Source organism: Streptomyces rhizoryzae (assembly GCF_023155275.1).
In the GTDB taxonomy this organism is placed as follows: Bacteria; Actinomycetota; Actinomycetes; order Streptomycetales; family Streptomycetaceae; genus Streptomyces; species Streptomyces rhizoryzae.
In genome coordinates this window covers 79,303-102,778 of sequence record NZ_JALMUV010000016.1, presented here as the reverse complement: position 1 = coordinate 102,778, position 23,476 = coordinate 79,303, and the positions used below count along the sequence as shown (strand labels likewise).

Genomic DNA, 23,476 nt, shown 5'->3' with positions numbered 1-23,476 from the left:
CGCTGTTCGGCGCCGGAGAGAAGGAACACATGCCCCTGCGCGTGGGGATCGTCTACGGAACTCGCCCCGAAGCCATCAAACTCGCACCGCTGGTGCTGGCGCTCGACGCCGCTTCCGGCGTCGAGCCCGTCGTCATCACCACCGGACAGCACCGGGACATGCTCGACGAAATCAACGGCCTCTTCGGCCTTCGTCCGCGGCACAACCTCGGCATCATGCGCCCGGGGCAAAGGCTCACCACCATGGCGAGCCGCATCATCCACGAACTGAGGAAACCCCTGCTCGACGAACGTGTCGACGTCGTCGTGGTACAGGGGGACACCACGACCGCGTTCGCGGCCGCCTACACCGCGGCCTGCGAGCGCATACCCGTCGCCCACGTGGAGGCCGGCCTGCGCACCGAGGACCGGTTCGAGCCGTTCCCCGAGGAGATCAACCGGCGGCTGATCACCCCGCTCGCCGCTCTGCACTTCGCCGCCACCGCCGGTGCCGCGGCGAACCTGCTCGCCGAAGGGGTGCCCTCGGACGACGTGTACGTCACCGGGAACACGGTGATCGACGCCCTGCACCTGGTGCTGGCCCACCCCGGCCGAGCTGCGTATCACCCGTCCGTGCCGTTCGCCGAAGGCCACCCGACCCTTCTTCTGACCATGCATCGCCGGGAATCATGGGGCGCTCCCATGGCCCGGGTGGCCGCCGCCGTGGCGGAACTGTGCCGCGCCCGGCCCGCACTGCGGTGCGTCATCCCGCTCCACCCCAATCCGGATGTCCGTCGCGTCTTCCACCGGCATCTCTCCTCCTTCGCCCAGGTGTTGCTCTGCGAACCGCTGCGCTATGCCGAATTCATCCACCTGATGCACCGGGCCACGCTGGTCCTCACCGACAGCGGCGGGGTGCAGGAAGAGGCGCCGACGCTGGGGACGCCCGTGCTGGTGCTGCGGGACCGCACGGAGCGGCCCGAAGGCGTCGCGGCGGGCTGCGCCCGGCTGGTGGGCACCGATCCGGCGCTCATCGTCAAAGAGGTCGGCCGGCTGCTCGACGACCCTCGGGCATACGAGGCGATGCGGCGTCCGGGCATCACCTGCTACGGCAACGGGGACGCAGCGGCACGGTGTCTGGCGGCGCTGCGCGAACGCTGGCCGTGCTCCCCCGACGAGCCGGCCGGCCTCCGGATGAGCCGGTGAGGGAGCCCGGCCCGGCACGCCCCGCACGTCCCGGCCTGACCCACATGCCTGGACCACCCACGAGGAAAGGCAACGAGGTATGACTCTCCGTCTGCTCGTCGAACCCCAGCAGGGCACCACCTACGACGCGGTGAGCACGTTCGCGCGCCGTGCGGAGGCCCTCGGCTTCGAGGCCCTCATGACCAGCGACCACCTGGTCCGCATCGGCGACGGCGACCCCGGCCCCGGTCCCCTGCACGCCTGGACGCTGCTGGCCGGCCTGGCCCGGGACACGCACCGCATGCGGCTGGGCACGTTGATGTCGGCCGCGACGTTCCACCACGCCCCCGTCCTCGCGCTGATGGCCGGACAGGTGGACGCGATGAGTGGCGGCCGTCTCGAACTGGGCGTGGGAGCGGCCTGGTACGAACGCGAGCACCAGGCGTACGGCATCCCCTTCCCCTCCGTCACGGAGCGGTTCTCCCGGCTCGAGGAAACGCTGGAGGTGATCCGGCGCCTGTGGACGGCCGCCCCCGGAGCGGAAGTCTCCTACCAGGGGCGGCACCTCCGCCTCGACCGCTGTCCGGCACTGCCCCGGCCGGTCCGGACGCCGCATCCGCCGCTCATCGTCGGCGGCCTCGGCAAGCGGTGGACGCCGCGTCTCGCCGCGCGGTACGCCGATGAGTTCAATGTTCCGTTCACCACTCCGGAGCAGGTGCGGGCGGCTGCCGGGCGGGTAGCGGCGGCCGCTGCGGAGGCGGGACGCGAACCCGGGGAGATCACCGTGTCCGCCTCCCTCGTCCTGTGCCCCGGCCGCGACCGGGCCGCGCTGGCGCGGCGGGTGGCGGACACCGGTGAACCGGCCGCGGAGATCGCGGGCTTCGGCGCGGTGGGGTCACCGGAGCAGGTGGCCGAGGTCCTGCGGGCCTACCGGGACGCCGGTGCCGAACGCTGCTACGCGCAGATCAACAATCCCCTCGATCTGGCACTGCTCGACGAGCTGGCCGAGGTGGCCGCCCTGGCGGGGCTGCGCCTCCCCGGCTGACCGCGCGCCCGGCCGGGGGGACGCCGCCCCGGCCGGTGACCGTCCGGTCTCAGTCCGACTCCCGGATCCCCAGGACATGGGCCGTCGGACCGGACGGCACGGACGGCGGCGTGAGGACCAGGCTCTGGAAGAACAGCCACGAGACGGTGGCCGGCGGCGGCTCCGGGAACAGCGCCGTCGGCGCGAAGAGACGGTCCGGGACCGTCTCCACCAGCCATCCGGGCAGGAACAACCGGCGGCTCTCCGGAGCGTAGAACGCCGCGGGGATACCCGGCATCGTCGTCACCGTCAGATCGTCGACGCGCCCCTCGGCCAGGGACGCCGCGTACATCAGCAGATCCCTCTCCAGCGCGGCCAGCAGGGCGGCTTCGGGGGCCTGCGCGGCGGGGACGGGGTCCGGTTCCCGGTCCCGGACGGGCGGCACCGGCGCCGGCGCACCGCCGTCGTGCTCCGCGTACCGGCGCCGTACGTCGGCCAGGATCGGCCGGGGAACGCGCACCTGGCGGCGGATGGCCCAGCGTTCCAGCTCGTCGAGGCGGGTGGCGCTCCAGTCGAGGAGGGCCGTCGTCTCGTCCGCGTGCGGCCGCGCCGCACGGATCGTGAAGGACTTCATGGGAACCTCCGGGCCCGTCAGTACTTGGTGGCGAATCGGGTGTGCGGGCGCAGCGGACGCCCGTAGCGGAAGCGGTCCAGGCTCAGCCCGGGGGCCTCGTCGTCGACCAGTGCCGCCACGAGCCGGCCCGTGACCGGGGTCAGCAGCACCCCGTTGCGGTGATGCCCGGTCGCCACCACGATCCTGGGGTCGTCGGCGCGGGAGATGACGGGCAGTTCGTCCGAGGTCATGGGGCGGAAGCCGCTCCACATCTCCTCGATGCGCCACTCCGCGGCCTCGGGGACGACGGAGCACAGCCGGCCGAGGACGGCACCGACCACACCGGCCGTGTTGTCCGCCTCCGGCCTCAGGTACTCCTCGCTGGTGCCCACGATGTACTCGCCGGGCGACCGGGAGACGATCGACCCGCATCCGCCGCTGGGCATGAACACCACGGAGTTCAGAAGTCCGGGCGGGCCGGAGAGCCGTACGATCTGCCCTTTCACCGGGCAGACGGGGATGTCCAGGCCGAACGCGCGGCCCACCCGGTCGCTCCAGGCGCCCGCGGCGATGACCACCTGGTCGGCGACGACCGTGTCGCCCCCGCCGGTCGTCAGGCGCAGCCGGCCCCGCTCGTCGCCGACCCCGGCCAGGCCGCCGCCGAGCACCTGACTGCCCTCCTCGGTCACCCACTCCGTCATCGCCTGGAGCAGGGCCCGCGGGTTGACCACCGCCTCGCCCGTGATGCGGATGGCCCCGCGGAAGGCCCTGGGGGACAGCTGCGGCTCCACCTCGCAGACCTCCGCGGCGCTGAGCCACCTGTGGTCGATGCCGTACTTGTCCATCCACTCCGTCCGGGACCGGAGGCTGTCCGGGCGTTCCACGAGGTCCAGCAGCGTGAAATCGGTGGGGCGGTATCCGACCGTCTCGGGAGCGAAGCCGAAGGCGGAAAGGAACTCGGGGTAGTAGTCGAGCCCCTTGTGCAGTAACTCGTAGAACTCCTGCGGCATCCAAGGGTCGTACTCGCACGCCGGGGTGAGCATTCCCGCGGCCGCGGTGGACGCACGCCCTTGCGGCGTCCCACCGATGACCGCGGCGGACAGATACCTGCGGTGCAGATGAAGGGCGGTCGACATGCCGATCAGGCCGTCGCCCACCACTGCCACGTCCACACGGATGTTGCGGCTCATCGGGCCGTTTTCCTTTCAGGGGAGTGGGGCCGGGCGGAGGCGGCGCGGGGAACGGCCCCTGCCCGGTGGTCTTGGTGATCGTTCGTGCGGCCCGGTGTGCGGGCGCCGCACAGCCTCGCCGACTGCGGCGATGATGTCGCCGGGTCCGGGCTCGGCCGGCCTTTCGGCACGCCGTCGGAAAGGAGGTGGTCGAAGGCGGGGAGGGGAAATGCCCGGCCCCGAAAAGCAGTGACGCCGGCGGTTTCCATGAATTCCGCTTCCCGGCGCGGCACCCTCACGGTCGGCGAACCATTCAGATGCTTCCATGGAGAGGACTCCTGGCGAGAGTACACCGCATTCCTCTCGTTCAGGGATCACGCCCGGGAGACGTCTGGCCGGGGCGGTGCGGCGGAATCCCTCTGCCGGGGAAAGGGATTGCCGCGGGAAAAGGCGGTGCCGGTAGCCGCGACAATCGTCGGGCGGATGACCGGACGGCCTGTCGCCGCGGGAGAATCGGTGCGGGCGCGCGGGGAGGGGCCGCAGGCGCCCTGTCCGAGCGCCCTGGCGCGACGGCACGGGCCACGCCGCCCGGCCCGTGCGCACAGGCCGGGCGGCGTGGCCCGTGCGCACGCCGCCCGGGGCTCGTCCGCGGTGGTACCCGGCCTGCCCGCCGGGCACCGTGGCCGAGCCGTCACGAGGTGAAGTTCAGCGACCCGTCCCGGCGGCCCTTGCCCGCGATGCGTTCGAAGAACACCAACGTCAGCACCGCCCAGAGTCCCGCGACGCAGATCTCCAGCGCCAGTTGGCCGACGACCTCGGAGACCGGACCGGCGGCCGCCAGCGTGCGCACCGCGGCGAGCCCGTGCGAAAGAGGCAGGAACTCGGTGAACCACTCGATCGGCGCCGGCCAGAACGACCGCGGAACGTTGGCGCCGCAGAACGTCATCAGGAGCGTGAAACCGAAGTTGAGGTACAGCCAGCGGAACTTGTGGTGGCGCAGCGAGCACGCGGCGAGGAACGCCCCGTAGGCGTAGGCGCTGATGCCGATCAGCGCCAGGCACGGCAGGGCGAACACCGCGACCCGCCAGTTCCAGTCGGGCCGGAACAGGCCCCACACCAGCGCGAGGACCAGGGCGGAACTGCCCAGCCCGGCCACCACCCAGTGCAGGCCGCGCCCCAGGTACACCAGCCCCATGTTGGTGGGCGAGGCGACGAGCATGGGGTAGGTGCCCTGGAACCGTTCCAGCGCCGCCGTGGTGATCACCAGCGTGGCCTCGATCGCCATCACCGTGACCACGTTGCCCAGCAGGACGTACTCGGCGGTGATCCGGTCGCCGGCCATCTTTCCCACCAGCCCGAAGAAGACCACCTGGCTGACCAGGCGCAGCATCCACCCCGTCAGCCAGGTCTTGAGGGTGTACACGTGCTTGAACTCGGTGAAGCCCACGAAGGCGGCTTGGCCGATGACCTGTTTCGCCGTCATGCCAGACTCACCGTCCCGGTGCGGCGGGCGCGTTCCGCCGCTTTGCGGATGAGGTAGATGCCGAGGAGCAGCGCGAGGGCGCCCAGGCCCGCGATCGCTCCCAGCCGCGGCAGCACGTCCTGGACCTCGTCGCCGGACAGGCTGTCGCGCAGCAGGTCGGCCGACCAGGAGAGGAAGACCACCCGCCCCGCGGGTTGTATCCAGTCCGGCAGCGCGGAGAGCGGGAACACCACGCCGCCGAGGATGTAGAAGGGGTAGCTCAGCGCGTTCTGGTAGATCGTCGTGTCGCGGCTGATCACGAAGAACGTCGCCAGCATCGTCGCCGTGCACGCGGTGGCGAACAACGTCACCAGCAGGGCGGCCAGCGCGATCCCCGGGTGCCGCACGGACAGGTGTGCCCCGAAGCCCACGGTGGCCACCAGCCAGGACTCCAGCAGTGTGAAGGCACCGATCAGCATCACCGGCAGGATGCGGCCGCAGACAACCAGGCCGAACGCGCGCGGCGCGGCCAGGACGAGGTCCAGGGTGGACATCCACCGCTCGTTCTGGATGACGCCGCCGGCCACGTCCACCGCCACGAACCAGATGCCGAACAGGCCGGTGCCGATGACGGCGTTGGCCACGAGGTCGTCGCGGTCGTTGTAGCGCACGATGGACAGGAAGATCACGGACATGATCGGCGCCGTGATGACGATCGCCATGTGTTCGGGGGCCCGGATGCTGGTGTTCCACTGCACCTTGGCCGCCGCGGCCATGACCCGCACGCTCATACGGTCAGCCCCCGGTTCCCCACGAGGTGGACATAGACCTCTTCCAGCGTGGGCCGGCCCGTGCGCAAGGCGTCGACGCCCGCGTCCAGCAGCCAGCGCAGTACGACGGGGTTGGCGTCGGCCGACGTGGTGTGGATCCGCGCCGTCCCCGGCTCCGGCAGCTTGTCGACCCGCTCCACCCCGGACAGGCCGGCGAGTTCGGCCAGCAGGTGCGCCTGGTCCTCCCGCAGGGTGATGTCGATGCGGTCGTGTCCGGAGAGCATCCGCCCGATGGTGGCGGTCGACTCGGTCACGAGAACCGTTCCGTGGTCGATCAGGGACACCCGGTCGCACAGGGCCTCCGCCTCGGCCATGTCATGGGTGGTGATCAGGATGGTGCGCCCCTCGGCCTTCAGCTCGTGGACCAGGTCCCGGAAGTCCCGGGTGGCGAGGGGATCCATGCCCATGGTGGGCTCGTCGAGGAACAGGACGGCCGGGTCGCCGATCAGCCCCCGCGCCAGGTGCAGGCGCTGCCGCATACCGCGGGAGAAGCCCTCCACGGGCTCATCGGCCCGGTCCGTGAGCCCCACCCGTTCCAGGAGTTCCTGGCTGCGCCGCTTCACCACGCCCGCGTCGACGCGGTACATCGTCGCCCAGAAGGCCAGGTTCTGGCGGGCGGTGATCCGGGTGTAGAGGCCGTGATCCCCGCCGAAGACGATCCCGATGCGGCGGCGGACCCGGTCGGCCTCCGTGGCCACGTCGTGGCCCGCGACCCGTGCCCGGCCGGAGGTCGGGAGGAGCATGGTGCTGAGGATCTTGACGAGGGTGGTCTTGCCCGCCCCGTTGGGTCCGAGGATGCCGTGGGTCTCGCCCTCGGGGACGGACAGGTTCACGCCCTCCAGCGCGACGATGCGGCTGCCGGGCGCCGCCGACCCGCCCTGCTGGGCACGTTTCGCCTTCCGTCCCCTTTTGGTGAACACGCGGCCAAGACCGGTGACCTCGATCATGTACGTGGCTCCTCGCTCGGTGTCAGTGGCGAACCGGTCGCTCATCAGCGGAGATTTCGGGGTCACGGGAGGTACCACTCTGCATAATCCCCCACACATTCCTCACGAATACAGCCGAGCGGCTGCCGCGCTGCCGGACGTTTTCCAGCGGTCCCTCACGGCTTCCGGAAAGGGCCTTCGAGACACCTGGCCGATGAGGTCGTTCCTGTGATCGGCACCGACCCTACCGACCCAACTCACGGCGCGCAAAAGGCAATTGACGCCGCCGATGACCGGGCCGCGGGCCGCACGGCCGGAACCGGCCCCCGGCACCGCCCCCCCCCGGCACCGCGATCGCGCGGAAATTCGCCGGGGACCGCGGAGCACCCCACCGGGACGGCGGCGATTACCTCGGCGGACCCTGCCGATTCCGAGTGGGCAATCACTTCACCATGTCGGGGAATTTCCTTCGGGTTTCCGGAATTCGACGGAGTACGCGTCGGGTCCGCCCCGCCACACGAGGGCGGCGGCCCGCTCCCCCGCCGGCCGCCGGTGGTCGCGGCAGCGCACCGCGTCAGGGCATGCGCTGGACGACGTACCGCGCCAGCGCCAGCGTGGTGAGACTCGGATTGGCCGCCCCCGCGCGGGGGAAGAGGCACGGCCCGACGACGGCCGCGCCTGGGGCCTGCCGCAGCTGCCCGGTGACGTCCACGTGCTCCCCGCCCAGCGCCAGTCCGCCGCTCTCGTGGTCGAGTTCGCCGATCGTCGCGTCATAGCACGCGGCGGTGCCCGGATGCGCCTCGGCCCAGGCCAGGGCGTCGTCGAACGAGACGTACTCCTCGCGGACGTGCACGGTGAGTCCCGCGTGCTCGGCCAGCCGCCCCAGCACCGTGCGCTGGTCCCGGCGTACCGCGTCGAGGGCGGCCCGGGCCGGCGGCTCCAGGACGATGCGCGTCGCGTCGCCGACCAGGACGGTGGACGCCGCCTCCGGCGGCTGCTCCCCCATGGTCCAGGCGTCCAGGAGGACCCCCTCGCCGTGCCGCTGGCGTTCGACGATCAGATTGGAGCGGGACGGCGCGTCGAATGCCGCGTGCACCGAGGACTCCATCTCCTCGTGCCGGCCGTCGGGTTCCACGACGAGCATGCCGCAGGCCACATGATCGACCAGGGGGTAACGCCGTGGTTCCCGGTCGCCTCCGTGCAGCAGGCCGTCCACGAGTTCGATGGTGCCGAGGGTGCCGGCGCACAGGACGACGTGCCGGACGTCGAGTGCGGGGCCGCCGCCGTCGCCGAGGATCAGCGAGTAGCCGTCGGCGCGCTTCCGCACGGCGGTGACACGATGCCCCGCGCGCAGGCGCGCCGGCGGCAGGTCGGTGATCGGGGAGTACGCCTCCCACCGCCCCCGTCCCAGCATCCGTATGGCCCGCGGGGTCGGCACGGCCGGGTATCCGAGCCCGGTCAGTTCCTTGACCATCGCTTCTTCGGTCGCGGTGCGGGCCTGGGTCAGCCGGTTCCCGCGGCACCATGTCCGCAGGGCCTCCTCCGTGCGCGCGTAGAGGCCCGGTTCGCCGCCGGTTCCCCGTAAGGCATCCCGTACCTCGGCCGGCCACTCGCCCAACACGTCGTCCTCGACGCGGAGGCAGATCCCGCGCCAGTACAGGCTCCGCCCCCCGACCCGTCGCCGGTACCCGGAGAAGGGCCCGTACAGCGCCCCGGGCCGTGCGAGGAACGGGGTGAAGGACGGGTCCTGTGCCGGGTCGGCCAGGTGGGCGGAGTCGTCGTCCGCGGCGATGTGCGTACGTCCCCGGTGCGGGCCGGCCTCCAGCACCACGTAGTCGCGGCCCGCTCGTTCCAGTTCGGCGGCCACCGCCGCCCCCGCCATGCCGGCCCCGATTACCGCCGTATCCAGCACAGTTCAGCCTCTTTCCCTTGGTGAGAACACTTCTGGTGTGCCGCCGTGGCGGCTGTGCAGGACTTTCCGTTCCGCCTCGTCACCGAGGGCCCCGGGCCGGTGGACGGAAGTGTCACGAGCATCGGGAACAGCCCGGCGAATGGCACGGTGGGAGGGCGTGCGTACGTGAGCGGTACTCCGGCCCGCACCACGGGTGTTCAACCGGGGAAATTCCCGGGTCGAACATCTCCGTCCGTGGTGGCACCACGGGGCCGCTCCGTACCTTCCACGCGCAGCACAGGACTGCGGGCCGTGAGTTCACGCAGTTACCCGGCCGATGCCGGTGACGCCGGCGGTCGGTCACTTCTTCATCGAGAAAGCGCTCCTGGGGCCCGCAGGATCCGACCGATGACCATATGCCGGGGTGGAGAGCACACATCAGTGGTCGAGACGCCGACCGGAAGAATCCTCACTATAGCCCGCCCCTGCCGTGCCGGAGAGTGAGAATCTGGTCATCCCCGCCTTCCCTCATCCGGGGCCTGCCGCAGGTCCCGTCCGGCCGGGACGGAAAGAGGCTGCGGCCGGCCCCTGCTGCTTTTCCCTCGAATCGGCGAGGAGAGATCCCGTACGGAATACACCGGGAACCGGTGCGGCGTCCTCGCGGAGCCGCATTTTCCTTGCCGCATGTCATGCGCTGGCCTGTTCGCGCCGTTCCAGTTGTGCGGCGAATTCCTGCCAGACCCCCGAGCAGCCCCGCGCCAGTTCCGCGATGGCTTCCGTGCAGTGCCTCGGCACACTGTTCAGCAGTCGCTCCCACTCCTCGCCCTCCACCGCCTGGACCTCCAGCCAACGCAGCAGGGCGCGCCCGACCTCGTTGCACCGCAGGGAGGGATCCTTGCGCAGCTTCCGCAGCATGACGCGCCGGTGGTGCTGCACGGCCTTCGGATCAGCCGTACCGCGCCGGCCGTCCGGCACCGCGCCCCGGGCCGGGGACGGCGGGCCGGCCGTCCGCAGTCCGGCCGGAACCGCGTCCTGGCCGCTGCGGATCCGTCGGCGCACGTCGGAGGCGGTGCCCAAGGACACCCCTGCGGCCCGGGCGATCTGGCGCAGCGGCGCGTCCGGACGCTGGGCCATCAACTCGCCGGCCAGCCTGCGCCCCTGGGCTCCGTCGAGGGGGCGGACCCGTCCGTCCCTGCCGATCCGGGACTCCATCTGCGGCACGCCCTCGGTGGACCGGCGCAACGACGCGATGGTCTTCGCGTCCAGCCCCGTGACCTCGCCGATCACCTGGTTCGACCACTGGGCGTGGGAGCGGACGATGCGTTGGGCGGCCGCCGTGCGTTCCTCCAGGGACAGCGGAAGGCCGTGGGCGACGTTGGCCCTGACCGCGAGAGCGAAGCAGTCCTGTTCCGCTCCGTCGAAGAACCGCACCTCGATCTCGGTCTCACCGCGCAGGGCGGCTGCCCTCAGCCGGTGCATCCCGTCGATGACGCGCATGGTCGAACGCTGCACGATGATGGGCGGCAACCGCGCTCCGGATTCGGCCAGCAAACGGGCGTGCTCGATGTTCGCCCCGGCGATACGGGGCGAGTCGGCCGGCAGGAGGGACCTGATGTCCACCCAAGCGGTGGCTTGCCCGACAGTGAGACCGTCGGTTTCCGCCATCGGTGCGGAAACATTTCGGTGGTCCTTCTTCGCAGGCGACTCGGCGTCAACTGTCTCGGTCACTGGACGGCCCCTCGTTCGTTGATCCCGTTGTTTGCCATACCTGTCACGACGAAGCGGAAGGGAGCCTCCGCAGCCGAATCGCGCCACCCCCGCACCCCTCGGCTCTCAGTTTCACGGAACCCACTTTGCACAACAATTGACCAGTCATTGACAGCGAATGACAGCGTGCAAGATCAGCCATGGAACAGGTTCGGCCATTTCCCCCTGGACACGCGGACCGGGGGGCCGGTATCGCTCCACTACCGCTGATCGCGGCGACGCCGGGTGTGAACTGCGGAGGTGACGATCCGTGAAGAGCGGGCTGAGGGACCGGCGGCAGCACCGTTTGGACCGGTACAGGGGCGAAGGCGGTCGATTTCCCAAGGATCGTGCCTCATCCAGGTTTCAGCGTCTTCTGAGGGATGAACCGGCATTGCACGTGGTCCTGGCATATTCGAACCGGTATCAGGCGCGGGAGGGGCGAATGGGGCGCGAGTGCGTGCTGGCGCCGATGTGCCTCAACCTGTCCGGTGCGGCACCGGCCGACGGCAGCGGCCGGGCCGCGGGGGCACGAGCCCCGGCCCGTTCACGTACCGGTGACGACCACCCTCCGGCAGCCCCCTGACAGCACCCCCGCCGGCTCCCCTGACGGCCATCCGCTCGGCCCTGGCGCCCGGCCCGCCGCCAGGCCCATGGACGTAGCCCCCGGCGACCGACCGCCCCCGCGTCCTGCGCGGCACCTGGCAGTGACGTCCGCGCTCCCCTCCGGGTGAAGGTGGCGGAGGACCTTCCGGAAGGGCACCCGCTGCCGGCTCCGGCTCGCGCCTCCGGCCGGGCGGATGCCCGGTCGTCGGCGCGCGGCCGCGGAGGGTTCCGCGCCGGCCACGGACTGGGCTCGGTCGGCCACCAGCTTCTGCGGTTCTCGCCATGCCCCTTGGCCGTCGTCCGCCCGCAGCCCCCACGCGCCGTTCCGGCTGAGGTCTGCGCGGGGAGAACGGGCACCGGTCGACCGCGGGCCGACGACGGTGTGGTGCGTGACCGCGGAGGCTGCCGGCTGTCGCGGGGGTGTCCGCGAGGACGGACGGTCCGCCAGGGGCCGGAGTTCGTGGTGCCGCCGGCCGGCATGGCCGCGGAGCGGGGCTCGACGGAAAATAGGACGTGAGCCCTCGGAGTGTGCGGTGTATGGACGGAACGATGCACGAACGGACGGGCGGGCCACGGGCTCCCCGCGCCGGCCGCGGCTGGAGCCGGTGCTGCTCGCGATCACCGTCGCGGCTTTGACGGCTGGGGGCATCGCCTGGCTGGCCAGGGCCCGGACGCTGGCGGACGTGTGCTGGGCCGTGGGTACGGTCGCGGCGATCGTGCCTGCCGTGGTCTGGATGATCGGTGCGCTGCGGCGTGGCCGGGCCGGTGTCGATCTGATCGCCGTCCTCGCGCTGGCCGGCACCCTCGCCACCGGCGAGTACGTGGCCGGGGCGTTGATCGCGCTCATGCTCGCCACCGGCCGCTGGCTGGACGCGGCGGCCGAGCGCCGTGCCTCGCACGACCTGCGCCACCTGCTGGAACACGCCCCCCGTTCGGCCCGCCGCCGCATCGGCGACCAGGTTCGCACCGTGCCCCTGGCCGAGGTCCGGGCCGGTGACCTGCTGGTCGTCGGCCCCGGGGAGGTCGTGCCGGTCGACGGGCGCATCGAGGGCGGCACCGCTGTCCTGGACGAGTCCGTCCTGACCGGCGAGTCCGGTCAGGTCGAACGCGCCACGGGCGAGACGGTCCGCAGCGGCGGCGTCAACGCAGGCACCGCCTTCGACCTGCGGGCCGGCGCCACCGAGCAGGACAGTACCTACGCCGAGATCGTCCGCCTCGCCCAGCAGGCCGGTGCCGAGAGCGCCCCGGTGATCCGTCTGGCCGACCGCTACGCCGCCTGGTTCCTGCCCTTGGCCCTGGCAGTGGCCGGCCTGGCTTGGCTGACCGCCGGCTCGGCCGTGCGGGCGGTGGCAGTGCTGGTGGTCGCCACTCCGTGCCCGCTCCTCCTCGCAGCGCCCGTCGCGATCGTCTCCGGCCTGTCCCGCGCCGCCCGCCAGGGTGTGGTCATGCGCGACGGGGCCGCCCTGGAGACCCTGGGGCGCGCCCGCACCCTGGTGCTCGACAAGACCGGCACCCTCACCACCGGCCGCCCGCGGGTCATCGACATCGCAGCCGCCCCCGGCCACACGCCTGACGAGGTCCTCGCGCTGGCCGCCTCGGTCGACCAGTACTCCCCCCATGTCCTGGCCCGGGCCATCACGGACGAGGCCCACGGTCGCCGCCTGGCGCTCGTACCGGTGCACGAGGTCGCAGAACGGCCCGGTCACGGAGCCACCGGCCGCCTCACCACCAGGACCACGACGAGCGCCGGCAGCGACACCGGCACCAGTACGGTGAGCGTCGGCAGACACGACGGCTCCCCCCTGCCCAGCTGGGCCCGCGCCGCCGACAACCGTGCCGCCCTGGACGGCGCCGCCGTCGTCTGGCTCACCGAGGACACCACCCTCACCGGTGCGATCCTGCTGCGCGATCCTTTGCGCAGTGACGCGCCGCGGGCTCTGCGACGCCTGCGCGAGGCCGGGATCCGGCGCCTGCTGATGCTCACCGGGGACCGCGCCGAACCCGCCCGCGAAGTCGCCGCGGTCCTCGGCCTGGACGGCGTCCGCGCCCAGCAGACCCCTGCCGACAAGGTCGCCGCCGTCCGCGACGAACGCGAGCGCGCCATCACCGTCATGGTCGGCGACGGCGTCAACGACGCCCCGGCCCTGGCCGCCGCGGACGTCGGTGTCGCCATGGGCGCGCACGGGTCCAGTGCCTCCTCCGAGGCCGCCGACATCGTGCTCACCAGCGACCGCGTCGACCGCCTCGCCGACGCCGCCACCATCGCTGTCCGCGCCCGCCACATCGCCGTTCAGAGCGCACTGGCCGGCATGACGATGTCCCTGGCGGCCATGGTCGCTGCCGCGTTCGGCCTGCTGCCACCCGCTGCCGGCGCCCTGCTCCAGGAGGCCATCGACGTCACCGTCATCCTCAACGCCCTGCGCGCCCTCCGCCCCGACCGGACCGCGCAGCCGGCAATCGAACCCGCCACCGAGCAGCTGATCCAGCGCTTCGCCGCCGAGCACAACGACCTGCGCGAGGTCATCGAAGCCGTCCGCGAAGCCGCCGACCACCTCACCGACGCCGCACACCCCGGAGCCCTGGAGACCGTACGGCACGTTGACGAGCTTCTCACCCAACGCCTCCTGCCCCACGAACTCGCCGAAGAGCACCAGCTCTACCCCGCCCTCGCCGCCGCCCTCGGCGGCCCCGAGGTCACCGCCACGATGAGCCGGGCGCACACCGAGATCCACCGCTTGGCCCACCGCATCGGCACCCATCTGCAACTCGCCGATGCCGAGGGGCACGTGCGCCCGGAACAGCTCGACGACCTGCGTGCCTGCCTGTACGGCCTGCACAGCGTCCTGCGTCTGCACTTCACCCAGGAGGAGGAGAACTACTTCTCCCTGGCGCCATGAAGTGGCGCAGAGAGCGCGGTGCGTGCCCTGTGAGGTGGTCCGGCGGCGAACCGCCCACGGCAGGCGCTGTTCAGAGCAGAAGTCGCCGGTGCGCGGTAACTCTGCCTGAGCGCGTCGGCAAGGAGCAACGCGCGGTTCGCGGCCGTGTGACAGCGCGCCCCAGGCAGGGGGTTGGGCAAGGATGCCGTGCCAGGCACCCGTTTCGACGTCCGCCGTGCCAGGCACCCTGCACCATCGACCTGCGCGAACCGCCCGCGGAACGCCTGGGGCAGCACCCCGACTTGGCCAGGCGTGAGGTCTCCCGCGGAATCGCGTCCTGCCCTTCTCAGGCGGTCCTCCAGAACGCGCACAGGGCGGAGACGAGCTCCTCGGGCTTCTCTTCCGCGATGTGGTGGCCGGAGTCGATCGGGCCGCCGTCCAGCCGGTTACTCGCCCAGTCCCGCCACACGCCCGGTACGTCGCCGTAGAGGTCGACCATGTCGTCCCGGGTGGCCCACAACACCTGCAACGGACAACGGATGCGCCGGCCGGCCTGCCGATCGGCGTCATCGTGCTCCCGGTCGACACCGAGGCCGGCGCGGTAGTCCTCGCACATGGCGTGCACGGTGGCAGGGTCGTGAATGGCGCGGCGGTAATCCTCGTACGCCTCGGTGCCCATCTGTTCGGCTGTGGCCTGGTACCAGGCGTCGGGGTCGGCGTTGATGACGCGTTCGGCCGGCTTGTCGGTCTGTCCGAGGAAGAACCAGTGCCACCAGCTCGCGGCGAACGTCGCGTCGCAGCGCCGCAGCGCCTCCCCGATGGGGACGGCGTCCAGCACGCTCACCGCGGACACCGCTTCCGGATGGTCCAGGGCGAGGCGCGTGGCCACGTACGCGCCCCGGTCGTGCCCGACGACGGCGAACCGCTCATGCCCGAGGCGGCGCATGACCGCCAGGCAGTCGCCGGCCATGGCGCGCTTGGAGTACGGGCGGTGCTCCGGGTCGGTCGCGGGCTTGTCGGACTGACCGTAGCCACGCAGGTCGGGGCAGACCACCGTATGACCGGCCGCGACCAGCAGTGGGGCGACACGGTGCCACGTGGCGTGCGTGCGCGGATGCCCGTGCAGGAGCAGGACCGCCGGACCGTCGCCGCCATGGCGCACCCGCAGGTAAGCGCCGTCCCCCTCACATCGCGTCAACTCGAAGCCGTCGAACACGAAACCTCCTAGGCCAAGGCATCACGGCTCGCATGCCCTGGAACGCTCCGCCCACACGGATGTCGGCTGCTGACAGCACACCCGCATCCGCCGCGCTCGGCACCTCGCTGTGCTTCGGCCAGCAGCCCGCTCGCCATGGCGTTGCAGTTCAGCACCAGGAATCGTCCACGACGCAGACACGTCCGCCGATATCGGTGGTGCCGTCGGGGCCGGGGGCTGCCATGATGTGCGATCCGCTGCCCTGGGTGACCGTGACGGCTCGCCCCAGCCGGTCGGCGAGCAGGAGTGCTGCCGCGCCGGTGGCCTCGTCCTCGTCGATGCCGTCGCCACGGCCCGGGAACCCCCGGGCACGGATGCGGCCGGCGGCCTCGTCCTGCCAGGCCCAGGCGTATACCCACTCTCCTGGTTCCGGCACCGCCAGCCCGTCGACCTCCTGCGCACTGCCGTACTGCCGCAGCGTGCGCGGCGGAACCCACTCCGCTCGTGCTCTGATCCACGTGCAGCCCTCGGCGCGACGCACGAGGATGCTGCCCACGGACAGCTCCAGCGTTTCCAGGCCGAGCAGCCAGGCCACGCCGACGAGCGGGTACCCGGCGAACGAGAGCCGCGTTCCGGGCGTATAGATGTCTACGACACCGCGCTCGGCATCGTCGATGAACACGGTCTCGCTCAGCCCCAGTTCCCGGGCCAGGGCCTGTCTGGACCGCTCGTCGGGAAAGGCACGGCCGTCGCGTACCACGCCCAGAACGTTGCCGTGTTCGCCGCCCGGGCCGCAGAAGACGCGAAGGAAGAGGATGTCAGCGGTCACTCGGCCATTCAAGCAGGTCAGCAGCTGACTGGTCCTCGTCTCGTGGCCACCTCGGTCGGGCGGGGTGCCACTGCCATTGCTCCGGCGCTGCCGGTCACACGGATAGCGGTCCGGTGGGCGGTTTCCTCCCCTCCTCCCCTGACCGCGGGCACACACTGATCGGCCGACGGCTGCATCCGCCCACTTCCCGGACCGCCGACCACGGGAGGTGCCGCCGGACCGGCGTCGTCGACGAGGTTGTCCTCGTGACCACCAGGGCTATGGACCCAGGCGATGGTCCGCGGCGCCCTTTCCGACGGGATCCAGGACGTTGGGGGCCCACTTCTCCCCAGAGGCAGGACAGGGCATTCCACGCACCAGCTCCTGCGGCACCGTCGCCGTCGCCGTCGCCGTCCCCTGCGTCGCATCGGCGCGAAGCAGGCAGATGCGGTGGTCCGTCTGCCGCAATGCGGCCCACGCCCGCTTGTGCCTGCGGTGCGGGAGCCTGCACAACGCCGACCATGGAGCCCGGCAGGACACAGGACAAGTCTGAGCGGCATCGAGGGGAACAATCGATGGAGAGAGCCGGGAGTCCGGGTCGTAGGACGCTGCTTGCCGGCGGACTGGTGGGCGCCGCAGTTGCGCTTGCGGGGTGCTCTGCGAAGAGCGAAGCCTCGTCGGCCCCCAGTGCCTCGTCGCAGGCACGGCCCACCACCCCCGCCGCGGCATTCACGAGGCTGATGGAAGGCAACCAGCGCTGGGTGAGCGGGCACCTCCAGCACCCCGACCGGGATCCCAGCCGGCGTCAGCTCCTGGCCCGGGGACAGGAGCCTTTCGGTTCGGTCCTCTCGTGTATCGACTCACGGGTGCCACCCGAACTCCTCTTCGATACCGGGTTGGGTGATCTTTACGTCATGCGCACGGGCGGGGCGGCGGTCGGCCCGGTGGTCACCGGTTCTGTCGAGTACGGACCCATGACCAGCAACACCCCCCTCGTCGTGGTCCTCGGGCATCAGCGCTGCGGCGCTGTCAAAGCGGCGTACCAGTCCCTTCGTGACGGCAAAAGGCTGCCCGGCAACCTGCAAGCGATCGTCAAGGCGCTCCAGCCGGCGTACGAGCAGGCACTCCGGGAGAGCGGCACCGACCCGGTCGATACCATGGCCAGGGCCCAGGTCACGTTGACCGCGGCTGATCTGCGCGCCAACCAGGACCTGGCCCCGCTCGTGCGAAGGGGCGCGCTTGCCGTGGTCGGCGCCTACTACTCGCTTGACACCGGCCGGGTGGAAGTCCTGGCCGGCGCGCCCGCCTGATCGATCGGATCAGTCGAACGAGCGTCGTCGCAGCTGCCGGGCGGCACGACAGGCAGGGGTGACCAGGCGACTCCGAGGCCGATCGGGCACGGAGTCCGGTAATTTACGGGCGTGCGGCAGGCCGCCGACGAGACGTTGCGGGACGCGGGCTGCGAGCCCGACTCACAGCTGTCGCAACGCCTTGCCCCCCGGCCCCAGTTGTGGCGCACGAACGGCTGCCGGAACGCTGTCGAAGTGCGCTCCGTTCCCGTGGGCGAGGCCAGCTCTCCCGACAACCGCCGCATGGACCTGCTGCGCGAGCTCATCGGCACGTTCTGCTCCGATGCCGACGAGATCGAGGCGCGCAGCTTGCTCGCCTTCTGTCTGCGCATCGGGAATCACTTCCTCGCCGCCGACCACGAGGGCCGCAGTCGCACCGAGGTCATGGACCGCGCCGCCGACATCCTGTTCAAGCGCTCCAGCGGTCATCACGACTCTTGAGGGGAACGGGCCTACCGTTCAACTCGGGCCGCAGCGAACCCCTGCCCCGCCCGTCTGATCGATCGCTTAGGCTGGCGCGGTGACTGATGAGCGGGAGCGGGTTCAGCCGTCGGGAGTGTGGGCCACGGCGGTCGGGGTGGCCCGGGTGCGGGCGCTGGAGACCGAGCGGGCGGACGCGCTGTTCCACGACCCGCTGGCACGGGCCTTCGCCACCGCCGGCGGCCTGTGGCCCTCCTCGCCGCCGCCCGGTGACGAGGCCGCCCGACGCCGCCGGCTGGCCGTGTCGCGCTCCATCGTCATCAGGACGAGGTTCCTCGACGACCTGTTGCGGCAGTCCTCCGCGGCCGGAATCCGGCAGGTCGTACTGCTCGGCGCCGGCATGGACAGCCGGGCCTTCCGGATGGACTGGCCGGACGGCACCCGGCTGTTCGAGGTCGACACTGCCGCGCCACTGGACTTCAAGGCTTCGGTACTGCGCGAGGAGCGGACCGTCGCACGCTGCGAGCGGATCACCGTCGCGGTGGATCTGCGGGCGGACTGGCCGGGCGCGCTGGCCGCCGCAGGGCACGACCCGGCGGTGCCGACCGTGTGGATCGCCGAAGGACTGCTGATCTACCTGCCCGCGGACGCCGTGGAGTTGCTGCTGGCCCGGATCAGCGCGCAGTCGGCGGCAGGCAGTCGGATGGGGCTGACGTTGGGCTCGCGCGGCGTGATCGAGCGCTTCGGCGCGGACGCCGTGCCGGGGTCGGCGGCATCCCTGTGGGTTTCGGAGATGCCCGACGACCCGGTGGGGTGGCTGGCGGGGCACGGCTGGGAGGCCGACGCCCACACCCTGCACGAGCGCGCCGCCGCCTACGGCCGCCCGATCGGAACCCCACCGCAGGACGAGGAGCGGCCCGGCGGACTGGTCTCGGCGGTCCGCCGGTAGGGCCCGGCGCCCCCGCCTCGGTACGGGCAAGCTCACTTCGGCAATGGCTGTCGGTGGCAAGGAGAGCGGCGCCGTTTCTCGGCACTGTCTCAGCTGCCGCTGTCCTCGTGCGGCTCCGTTCATGACCGGCCACTCGTGCTCAAGTCGCGTGCGGAAGCTCTGCCGACGGCGGCAAACAGGACGAGTGGCAGCTCCTTGTCGGCCTGGCCGACCGCCGGCGCGAGCCGACGACCGCTGTCGGGGAGTGGCCACACCTGCATGCTCACCACTTGTTGGCTGAGGTGGTCGAGTGGCTCGGGCACCGGCTCGCCCTCGCAAGCTGGCGCTGAGATACGGTCCGAGGTCCACGACGAACGCATTGCCCCACCGAGTTGTCAGGTGTGCGGCCAGGCCGTCGAGACAGGTCTGGAGTTCGGCTTCGGCCTCGACCCCGGCCTGCCCGTCGTCGTCCTCCCAGAAGTCCCGACTGACGTGCAGTTCGCGCACATGATGCTCCGGTCCGCCTTCACCGGAGGTGTCGACATAAGTCGCCTCCGGGAACGGCTGCACGGCCAACGCGTCAAGCGTTGAGAGGTACTCCTCGGTGGTCATGGGCGCAGACCATGGGACCGCGCAGACACCTACCGCCGACCGTGCGCGCCAACCCATGATGCCCGGACGGTTCCTAGTAACCGGTTGTGCCGTCGAGCATCTCGCGCAGGATGTCCAGATGGCCGTTGTGGCGTGCCGTCTCCTCGGTGAGGTGGAGGAGGATCCAGCGCAGGTCGACGTGGCGGCCGTCGCGGATGGCTCGTTGGGCTTGCTTGTCCAGGTCGTTCCCGGCGACCAGTTCGCGGTAGCGGGCGCTCTGTTCGGCGTATTCGTCGAGCAACCGAATGAGCGGGAAGTCGACGGCGATACGCATTTCGCGGTCGGGGTCCTCATCCGTCATGGGGGCCCGGTCTTCCTCGCCGAGGAAGACCACCTGGAACCAGTAGTACTCCACCCAGCGGAGATGGTTGATCACTCCGCTCATGGTCATCAGCGGTGAGCCCGGCAGGAGCGCCTTGCGGGCGTTCTCCGCGGAGACGCCCGCACACTTGGCGCGGGCAGTGTCCCGTGCGTAGTCGAGGAAAGTGGTGAGCTGGGTGCGCTCGTCCCACGCGGGTGGCGTGTCGTCGATTCTGGTCATCGCGGGAAGCGTCCCCGACCACCGTGCCGGATGTCGAGGCATTTATCGACGCCCCGCATGATCGGCCGGACCGTTCGCTCCACCACCCAACGCACCGTCCCCGGCCCGGGACCGCGGGCGACGCCGGGTCGGGTGATCAGCGGTTTGATGCTGCGCTTCCACAGCGGGCGGCGGTACGTGTCGAAGTCGGGGCCTCGGCCGGCGTACCGGCGCCGGGCGGGCCCGGCCGTTCCGGGGACGTCTGTGCACAGGGGACGAACGTGCTGCGCACGCTGCCGGATCCGCCGTGCGGGTGGGGCGCCCCGAGGGCTTCATCCGGCGGCTTCCGCGGCCTGGGCCGGTCGGCGGGCGCGGGAGGTGCGGTGACCGTGCGCCGTGGCGGGGCCTTCCCAGCGTACGGCTCGCTCACTGTCCAGGCCGAACTGGTCCATGACCCGGGCGACGATGTGGTCGACGATGTCGTCCGGGCTCTGCGGCTTGTTGTAGAAGGCGGGCATCGGCGGCAGGAGCGTCACGCCCATCCGGGAGAGGGCCAGCATGTTCTCCAGGTGGATGGTCGAGAGCGGCGTCTCGCGTACGCCGAGTACCAGGCGCCGGCGTTCCTTGATGACGACGTCCGCGGCCCGGGCGATCAGATCGCTGCCGTACCCGGCCCGGATCGCCGCCAGCGTTTTCGCGCTACAGGGAAGGATCACCATCCCGTCGGTGCGGAAGGAACCGCTGGACACGGATGCCGCTTGGTCGTCCGCGCCGTGCACCACATCGGCGAGGGCGGCGACGTCCCGGGAGGTCCAGTCCGTTTCCATGGCGATGGTCGCCTTCGCCCAGCGGCTCATGACCAGGTGTGTCTCCACGTCCGGCTGCTCCCGCAGCTGCTGGAGGAGCCGGATGCCGAGCACGGCTCCGGTGGCGCCGGTCATTCCGACGATCAGGCGCATGCCTCGACCTTTCGTGTCCTCGGTGTCGTTTCCTTCGGGTGGCCCGGCGGGGTCGGGACGGCCGGCTGGCCACCCCGCCCGCTGCCGGGCCGGCGGCCGGCCGGCCGGCTGGCTGGCTGGCTGGCTGGCCGGCTGACGAGGCGTCAGCGGGCGTAGCGTGCCAGCACCTTGGCCCGCACCTCGACCGGGTACGCGTCCTCGAAGGTGCTCTGCCGCTCGCGCTCACCGGGCGCGGGGAGCAGGGCCTCGTGGACCACCTTGGTCGCCCGGGCGGCGTGCCGTTCTTCGGGCGTGTAGCAGGTGAGCAGGGGAAGGACCGGGCCGTCCGCGAAGCGGACGGTGCGCCCGTCGGGGTGGACGCGGGTGGCCAGGGCCCACAGCAGATCGGCGTCGTCGGTGGGATCGAAGTCGTCGTCCAGCAGGAAGACCCGCGGGAGGCAGGAGCCGAACTTGGTGCCGAACACCGCCTCGCCGACCCGGCGCGCGTACTCCTCCTCGGTGGTGCCGGGCAGCAGCTCACGCCAGTTCGCCGGGGCGGTGACGACCAGCCAGTGGCTCGCCGCGCTCAGCGGCGCCCAGGCCGAGGCGGCGGGCAGTCCGGCCTCGCGGATCGCGTCGAGCGCGCCGGCGGCTTCGCCGATTCCGGTCACGGTGTGGAAGTCGTCCACCGGCTTGCCCTCCGCCACCAGCGGCCAGATCGGCGCGTCCCGGTGGGTGATGGCCTCCACGCGGTACACGGGCTGGCGGCTGGTCTCGCGCGGGAGGTAGCCGGCGAACTCGCCGAACGGGCCCTCCACTCCCTCGCGTTCGACGGACAGGTGGCCCTCGATGACGATCTCGGCGCCGGCCGGGACCATCAGGTCGGACAGCTCGGCCTTGACCACCTCCAGCGGACGGCCGATCAGCGCGCCGATGTAGTCGGCCTCGGCCACGCCGTCGCCGAGCGGTATGCCCCCGACGTACGGGATCGCGGGGTCGCCGCCCTGGACCAGCGCGTAGGGCATGGGCTTGCCGAGGTCGGCCCACTGCTGCCAGATCCGGGCGAGGTGCTGGGGGTGCATGACGAGACCGGTCATGTGCGTGCCGTCGATCATCATGATCCGGGCGATGGACCAGTTGGTCCACGAGCCGTCCGGGGTCCGGGCGATGATCACGCCGTAGGTGTTGGCGTAGCGGTTGCCGTCGCCCTCGTGGACGAAGGGTACGGGGAAGCGGTTGAGGTCGGCCTCGTCGCCGAGCAGGACGTTCTGCTTCACCGGGGCCGCCTCGGCGGTGACCGCGACCGGTGGCACACCCGGGCGGTGCCGGGCGGCGACCAGGCGCTCGACGATCTCGCGGCCGGTCGCCTCCGGGCGCAGGCCGACGCTGAGCGCGACGCGCGCGTACCGCCGGTTCGGGTCGGAGCTCAGTGCGGCCGGGGCGCCGAGCAGGCGGAAGCCCTCGGCGACGCCCGCGACGTTCTCGAAGAGCGGGGCCGGGAGCCGGCGCTCGGTGCTGTACCTGGTCTGAGCGGCGGCCTCCAGATTCCAGTCCACCTGCTCATGGACGCGGTGGAGATCACCCAGCTTCTCCAGTGCGTCGATGTGAGCGCGAAGGTCGGACGGATGCTTCATGGGCCCTCCTGACGGTGTTCGGCAGTGCACCGGCGGCATTAATCAGTGCACTGACATTCACTATACAGATAATCCGTGTACTGATGTTCCTCTCGGGCGGGCCCGCCCCGTTTCCGTCGTCTGTGCCAAGATCTCCGCCAGGAGGCCCCGCCGCCGGGCCCGCCTCACCACCCACCCGCGCTGGAACGATTCGGAGATCCTGCGGTCATGTCCGAGCAGCCCCTCACCGACACTCCGATGCACCTGGTACGCCGCGCCATGCAGCAGCTCACGGCGATCTGGCAGGCCGAGGTCCCCGACCTCACCGCCCCCCAGTACGCCGTCCTGACCGTCCTCGCGGACTCCCCCGGCGTCACCCAGGTCGAGCTCAGCAAGGCCACGGCCATCGACCGGTCCACCATGGCCACCATGCTCGACCGGCTCGCCTCCCGCGGCTGGATCACCCGCGAGGTCGACCCCGCCCACCGCCGCCGCCATCAGGTCCACCTCACCCCCGAGGGCCGTGCGCTCCTGCACCGGATCGCTCCCGCGGTCGCCCGCGTCAACAGCTGGCCCGCCGAGCGGCTCGGCTCCCGGCGCCTGGCCCAACTCCTGCCGCTGCTGCGGGACTTGGCGGACCTGTCCGCGAACGAGGCGCCGGAGGCCCCGTCCCGGCCGACCGCCCGCGACCCGCACGGGAGCCGTTGACGAACGACCCGCCGGCCCGGCGAGGCCGGTCGGCCGGCGC

The 23,476-nt window shown here is 71.5% G+C and carries 18 protein-coding genes and 1 pseudogene; 7 read left to right on the top strand and 12 right to left on the bottom strand.

What is annotated here, in order from left to right:
• The first annotated feature begins 29 nt into the window (after positions 1-29).
• Both wecB and MUU72_RS15530 read left to right on the top strand, forming a co-directional pair.
• Positions 30-1,184: a non-hydrolyzing UDP-N-acetylglucosamine 2-epimerase gene (wecB, locus tag MUU72_RS15535; protein WP_248013838.1), complete on the top strand. Its 1,155-nt coding sequence runs from the start codon at positions 30-32 to the stop codon at positions 1,182-1,184.
• A 79-nt stretch (positions 1,185-1,263) separates the two neighbouring features.
• Positions 1,264-2,208 carry a TIGR03560 family F420-dependent LLM class oxidoreductase gene (locus tag MUU72_RS15530; RefSeq protein WP_248013837.1) on the top strand — a complete coding sequence of 315 codons (945 nt, stop codon included), beginning with the start codon at positions 1,264-1,266 and terminating at the stop codon, positions 2,206-2,208.
• A gap of 49 nt (positions 2,209-2,257) precedes the next feature.
• On the opposite strand, the gene MUU72_RS15525 is transcribed toward MUU72_RS15530, so the two are convergent.
• From MUU72_RS15525 to MUU72_RS15495, 7 genes are all read right to left on the bottom strand, one after another.
• Positions 2,258-2,821, bottom strand: a complete 564-nt coding sequence (locus MUU72_RS15525) for a hypothetical protein (RefSeq protein ID WP_248013836.1) — start codon at positions 2,819-2,821, stop codon at positions 2,258-2,260.
• A gap of 17 nt (positions 2,822-2,838) precedes the next feature.
• Positions 2,839-3,990, bottom strand: a complete 1,152-nt coding sequence (locus tag MUU72_RS15520) for an NAD(P)/FAD-dependent oxidoreductase (protein WP_248013835.1) — start codon at positions 3,988-3,990, stop codon at positions 2,839-2,841.
• Between the two features lie 670 nt (positions 3,991-4,660).
• On the bottom strand, positions 4,661-5,452 hold the full coding sequence (locus MUU72_RS15515) for an ABC transporter permease (RefSeq protein ID WP_248013834.1): 792 nt from the start codon (positions 5,450-5,452) through the stop codon (positions 4,661-4,663).
• Positions 5,449-6,222 carry an ABC transporter permease gene (locus tag MUU72_RS15510; RefSeq protein WP_248013833.1) on the bottom strand — a complete coding sequence of 258 codons (774 nt, stop codon included), beginning with the start codon at positions 6,220-6,222 and terminating at the stop codon, positions 5,449-5,451. Before MUU72_RS15510 ends, MUU72_RS15515 begins: the two co-directional genes overlap by 4 nt.
• Positions 6,219-7,253: an ABC transporter ATP-binding protein gene (locus MUU72_RS15505; protein WP_248013832.1), complete on the bottom strand. Its 1,035-nt coding sequence runs from the start codon at positions 7,251-7,253 to the stop codon at positions 6,219-6,221. The genes MUU72_RS15510 and MUU72_RS15505 overlap by 4 nt, the downstream gene beginning before the upstream one ends.
• Positions 7,254-7,761: 508 nt before the next feature.
• Positions 7,762-9,099 carry an NAD(P)-binding protein gene (locus MUU72_RS15500; protein ID WP_248013831.1) on the bottom strand — a complete coding sequence of 446 codons (1,338 nt, stop codon included), beginning with the start codon at positions 9,097-9,099 and terminating at the stop codon, positions 7,762-7,764.
• Between the two features lie 666 nt (positions 9,100-9,765).
• Positions 9,766-10,698 (bottom strand): ParB/RepB/Spo0J family partition protein, encoded by a 933-nt coding sequence (locus MUU72_RS15495; protein WP_248013830.1) that lies wholly within the window; start codon positions 10,696-10,698, stop codon positions 9,766-9,768.
• A 1,466-nt stretch (positions 10,699-12,164) separates the two neighbouring features.
• On the opposite strand from MUU72_RS15495, the gene MUU72_RS15490 reads away from it, so the two are divergent.
• On the top strand, positions 12,165-14,327 hold the full coding sequence (locus MUU72_RS15490; RefSeq protein WP_248013875.1) for a heavy metal translocating P-type ATPase: 2,163 nt from the start codon (positions 12,165-12,167) through the stop codon (positions 14,325-14,327).
• A 325-nt stretch (positions 14,328-14,652) separates the two neighbouring features.
• Here the strand turns inward: MUU72_RS15490 and MUU72_RS15485 are convergent, their stop codons facing one another.
• Both MUU72_RS15485 and MUU72_RS15480 read right to left on the bottom strand, forming a co-directional pair.
• A complete protein-coding gene (locus MUU72_RS15485; RefSeq protein ID WP_248013829.1) occupies positions 14,653-15,522 on the bottom strand; it encodes an alpha/beta fold hydrolase in 870 nt (289 codons plus the stop codon).
• Positions 15,523-15,670: 148 nt separating this feature from the next.
• Entirely contained in the window at positions 15,671-16,330 is a 660-nt protein-coding gene (locus MUU72_RS15480; RefSeq protein ID WP_248013828.1) for a PhzF family phenazine biosynthesis protein, read from the bottom strand.
• 260 nt (positions 16,331-16,590) lie between these two features.
• Between MUU72_RS15480 and MUU72_RS35615 the strand changes: the two genes are divergently transcribed.
• From MUU72_RS35615 to MUU72_RS15465, 3 genes and pseudogenes are all read left to right on the top strand, one after another.
• A complete protein-coding gene (locus tag MUU72_RS35615; RefSeq protein WP_308403824.1) occupies positions 16,591-17,619 on the top strand; it encodes a carbonic anhydrase in 1,029 nt (342 codons plus the stop codon).
• A 270-nt stretch (positions 17,620-17,889) separates the two neighbouring features.
• Positions 17,890-18,099: pseudogene (locus tag MUU72_RS15470) on the top strand (TetR/AcrR family transcriptional regulator); the annotation flags it as partial.
• A 115-nt stretch (positions 18,100-18,214) separates the two neighbouring features.
• Entirely contained in the window at positions 18,215-19,027 is an 813-nt protein-coding gene (locus tag MUU72_RS15465; RefSeq protein WP_248013874.1) for a class I SAM-dependent methyltransferase, read from the top strand.
• Positions 19,028-19,691: 664 nt separating this feature from the next.
• Here the strand turns inward: MUU72_RS15465 and MUU72_RS15460 are convergent.
• The 3 genes from MUU72_RS15460 to MUU72_RS15445 all read right to left on the bottom strand — a co-directional run bounded on the left by MUU72_RS15460 (position 19,692) and on the right by MUU72_RS15445 (position 22,749).
• A complete protein-coding gene (locus MUU72_RS15460) occupies positions 19,692-20,198 on the bottom strand; it encodes a DinB family protein (RefSeq protein ID WP_248013826.1) in 507 nt (168 codons plus the stop codon).
• 311 nt (positions 20,199-20,509) lie between these two features.
• Positions 20,510-21,136, bottom strand: coding sequence for a non-oxidative hydroxyarylic acid decarboxylases subunit B (locus tag MUU72_RS15450; protein WP_248013825.1), 627 nt, complete (start codon positions 21,134-21,136; stop codon positions 20,510-20,512).
• Between the two features lie 143 nt (positions 21,137-21,279).
• Positions 21,280-22,749, bottom strand: a complete 1,470-nt coding sequence (locus MUU72_RS15445; RefSeq protein ID WP_248013824.1) for a UbiD family decarboxylase — start codon at positions 22,747-22,749, stop codon at positions 21,280-21,282.
• A 207-nt stretch (positions 22,750-22,956) separates the two neighbouring features.
• Between MUU72_RS15445 and MUU72_RS15440 the strand changes: the two genes are divergently transcribed.
• A complete protein-coding gene (locus MUU72_RS15440; RefSeq protein ID WP_248013823.1) occupies positions 22,957-23,436 on the top strand; it encodes a MarR family winged helix-turn-helix transcriptional regulator in 480 nt (159 codons plus the stop codon).
• Positions 23,437-23,476: the final 40 nt, after the last annotated feature.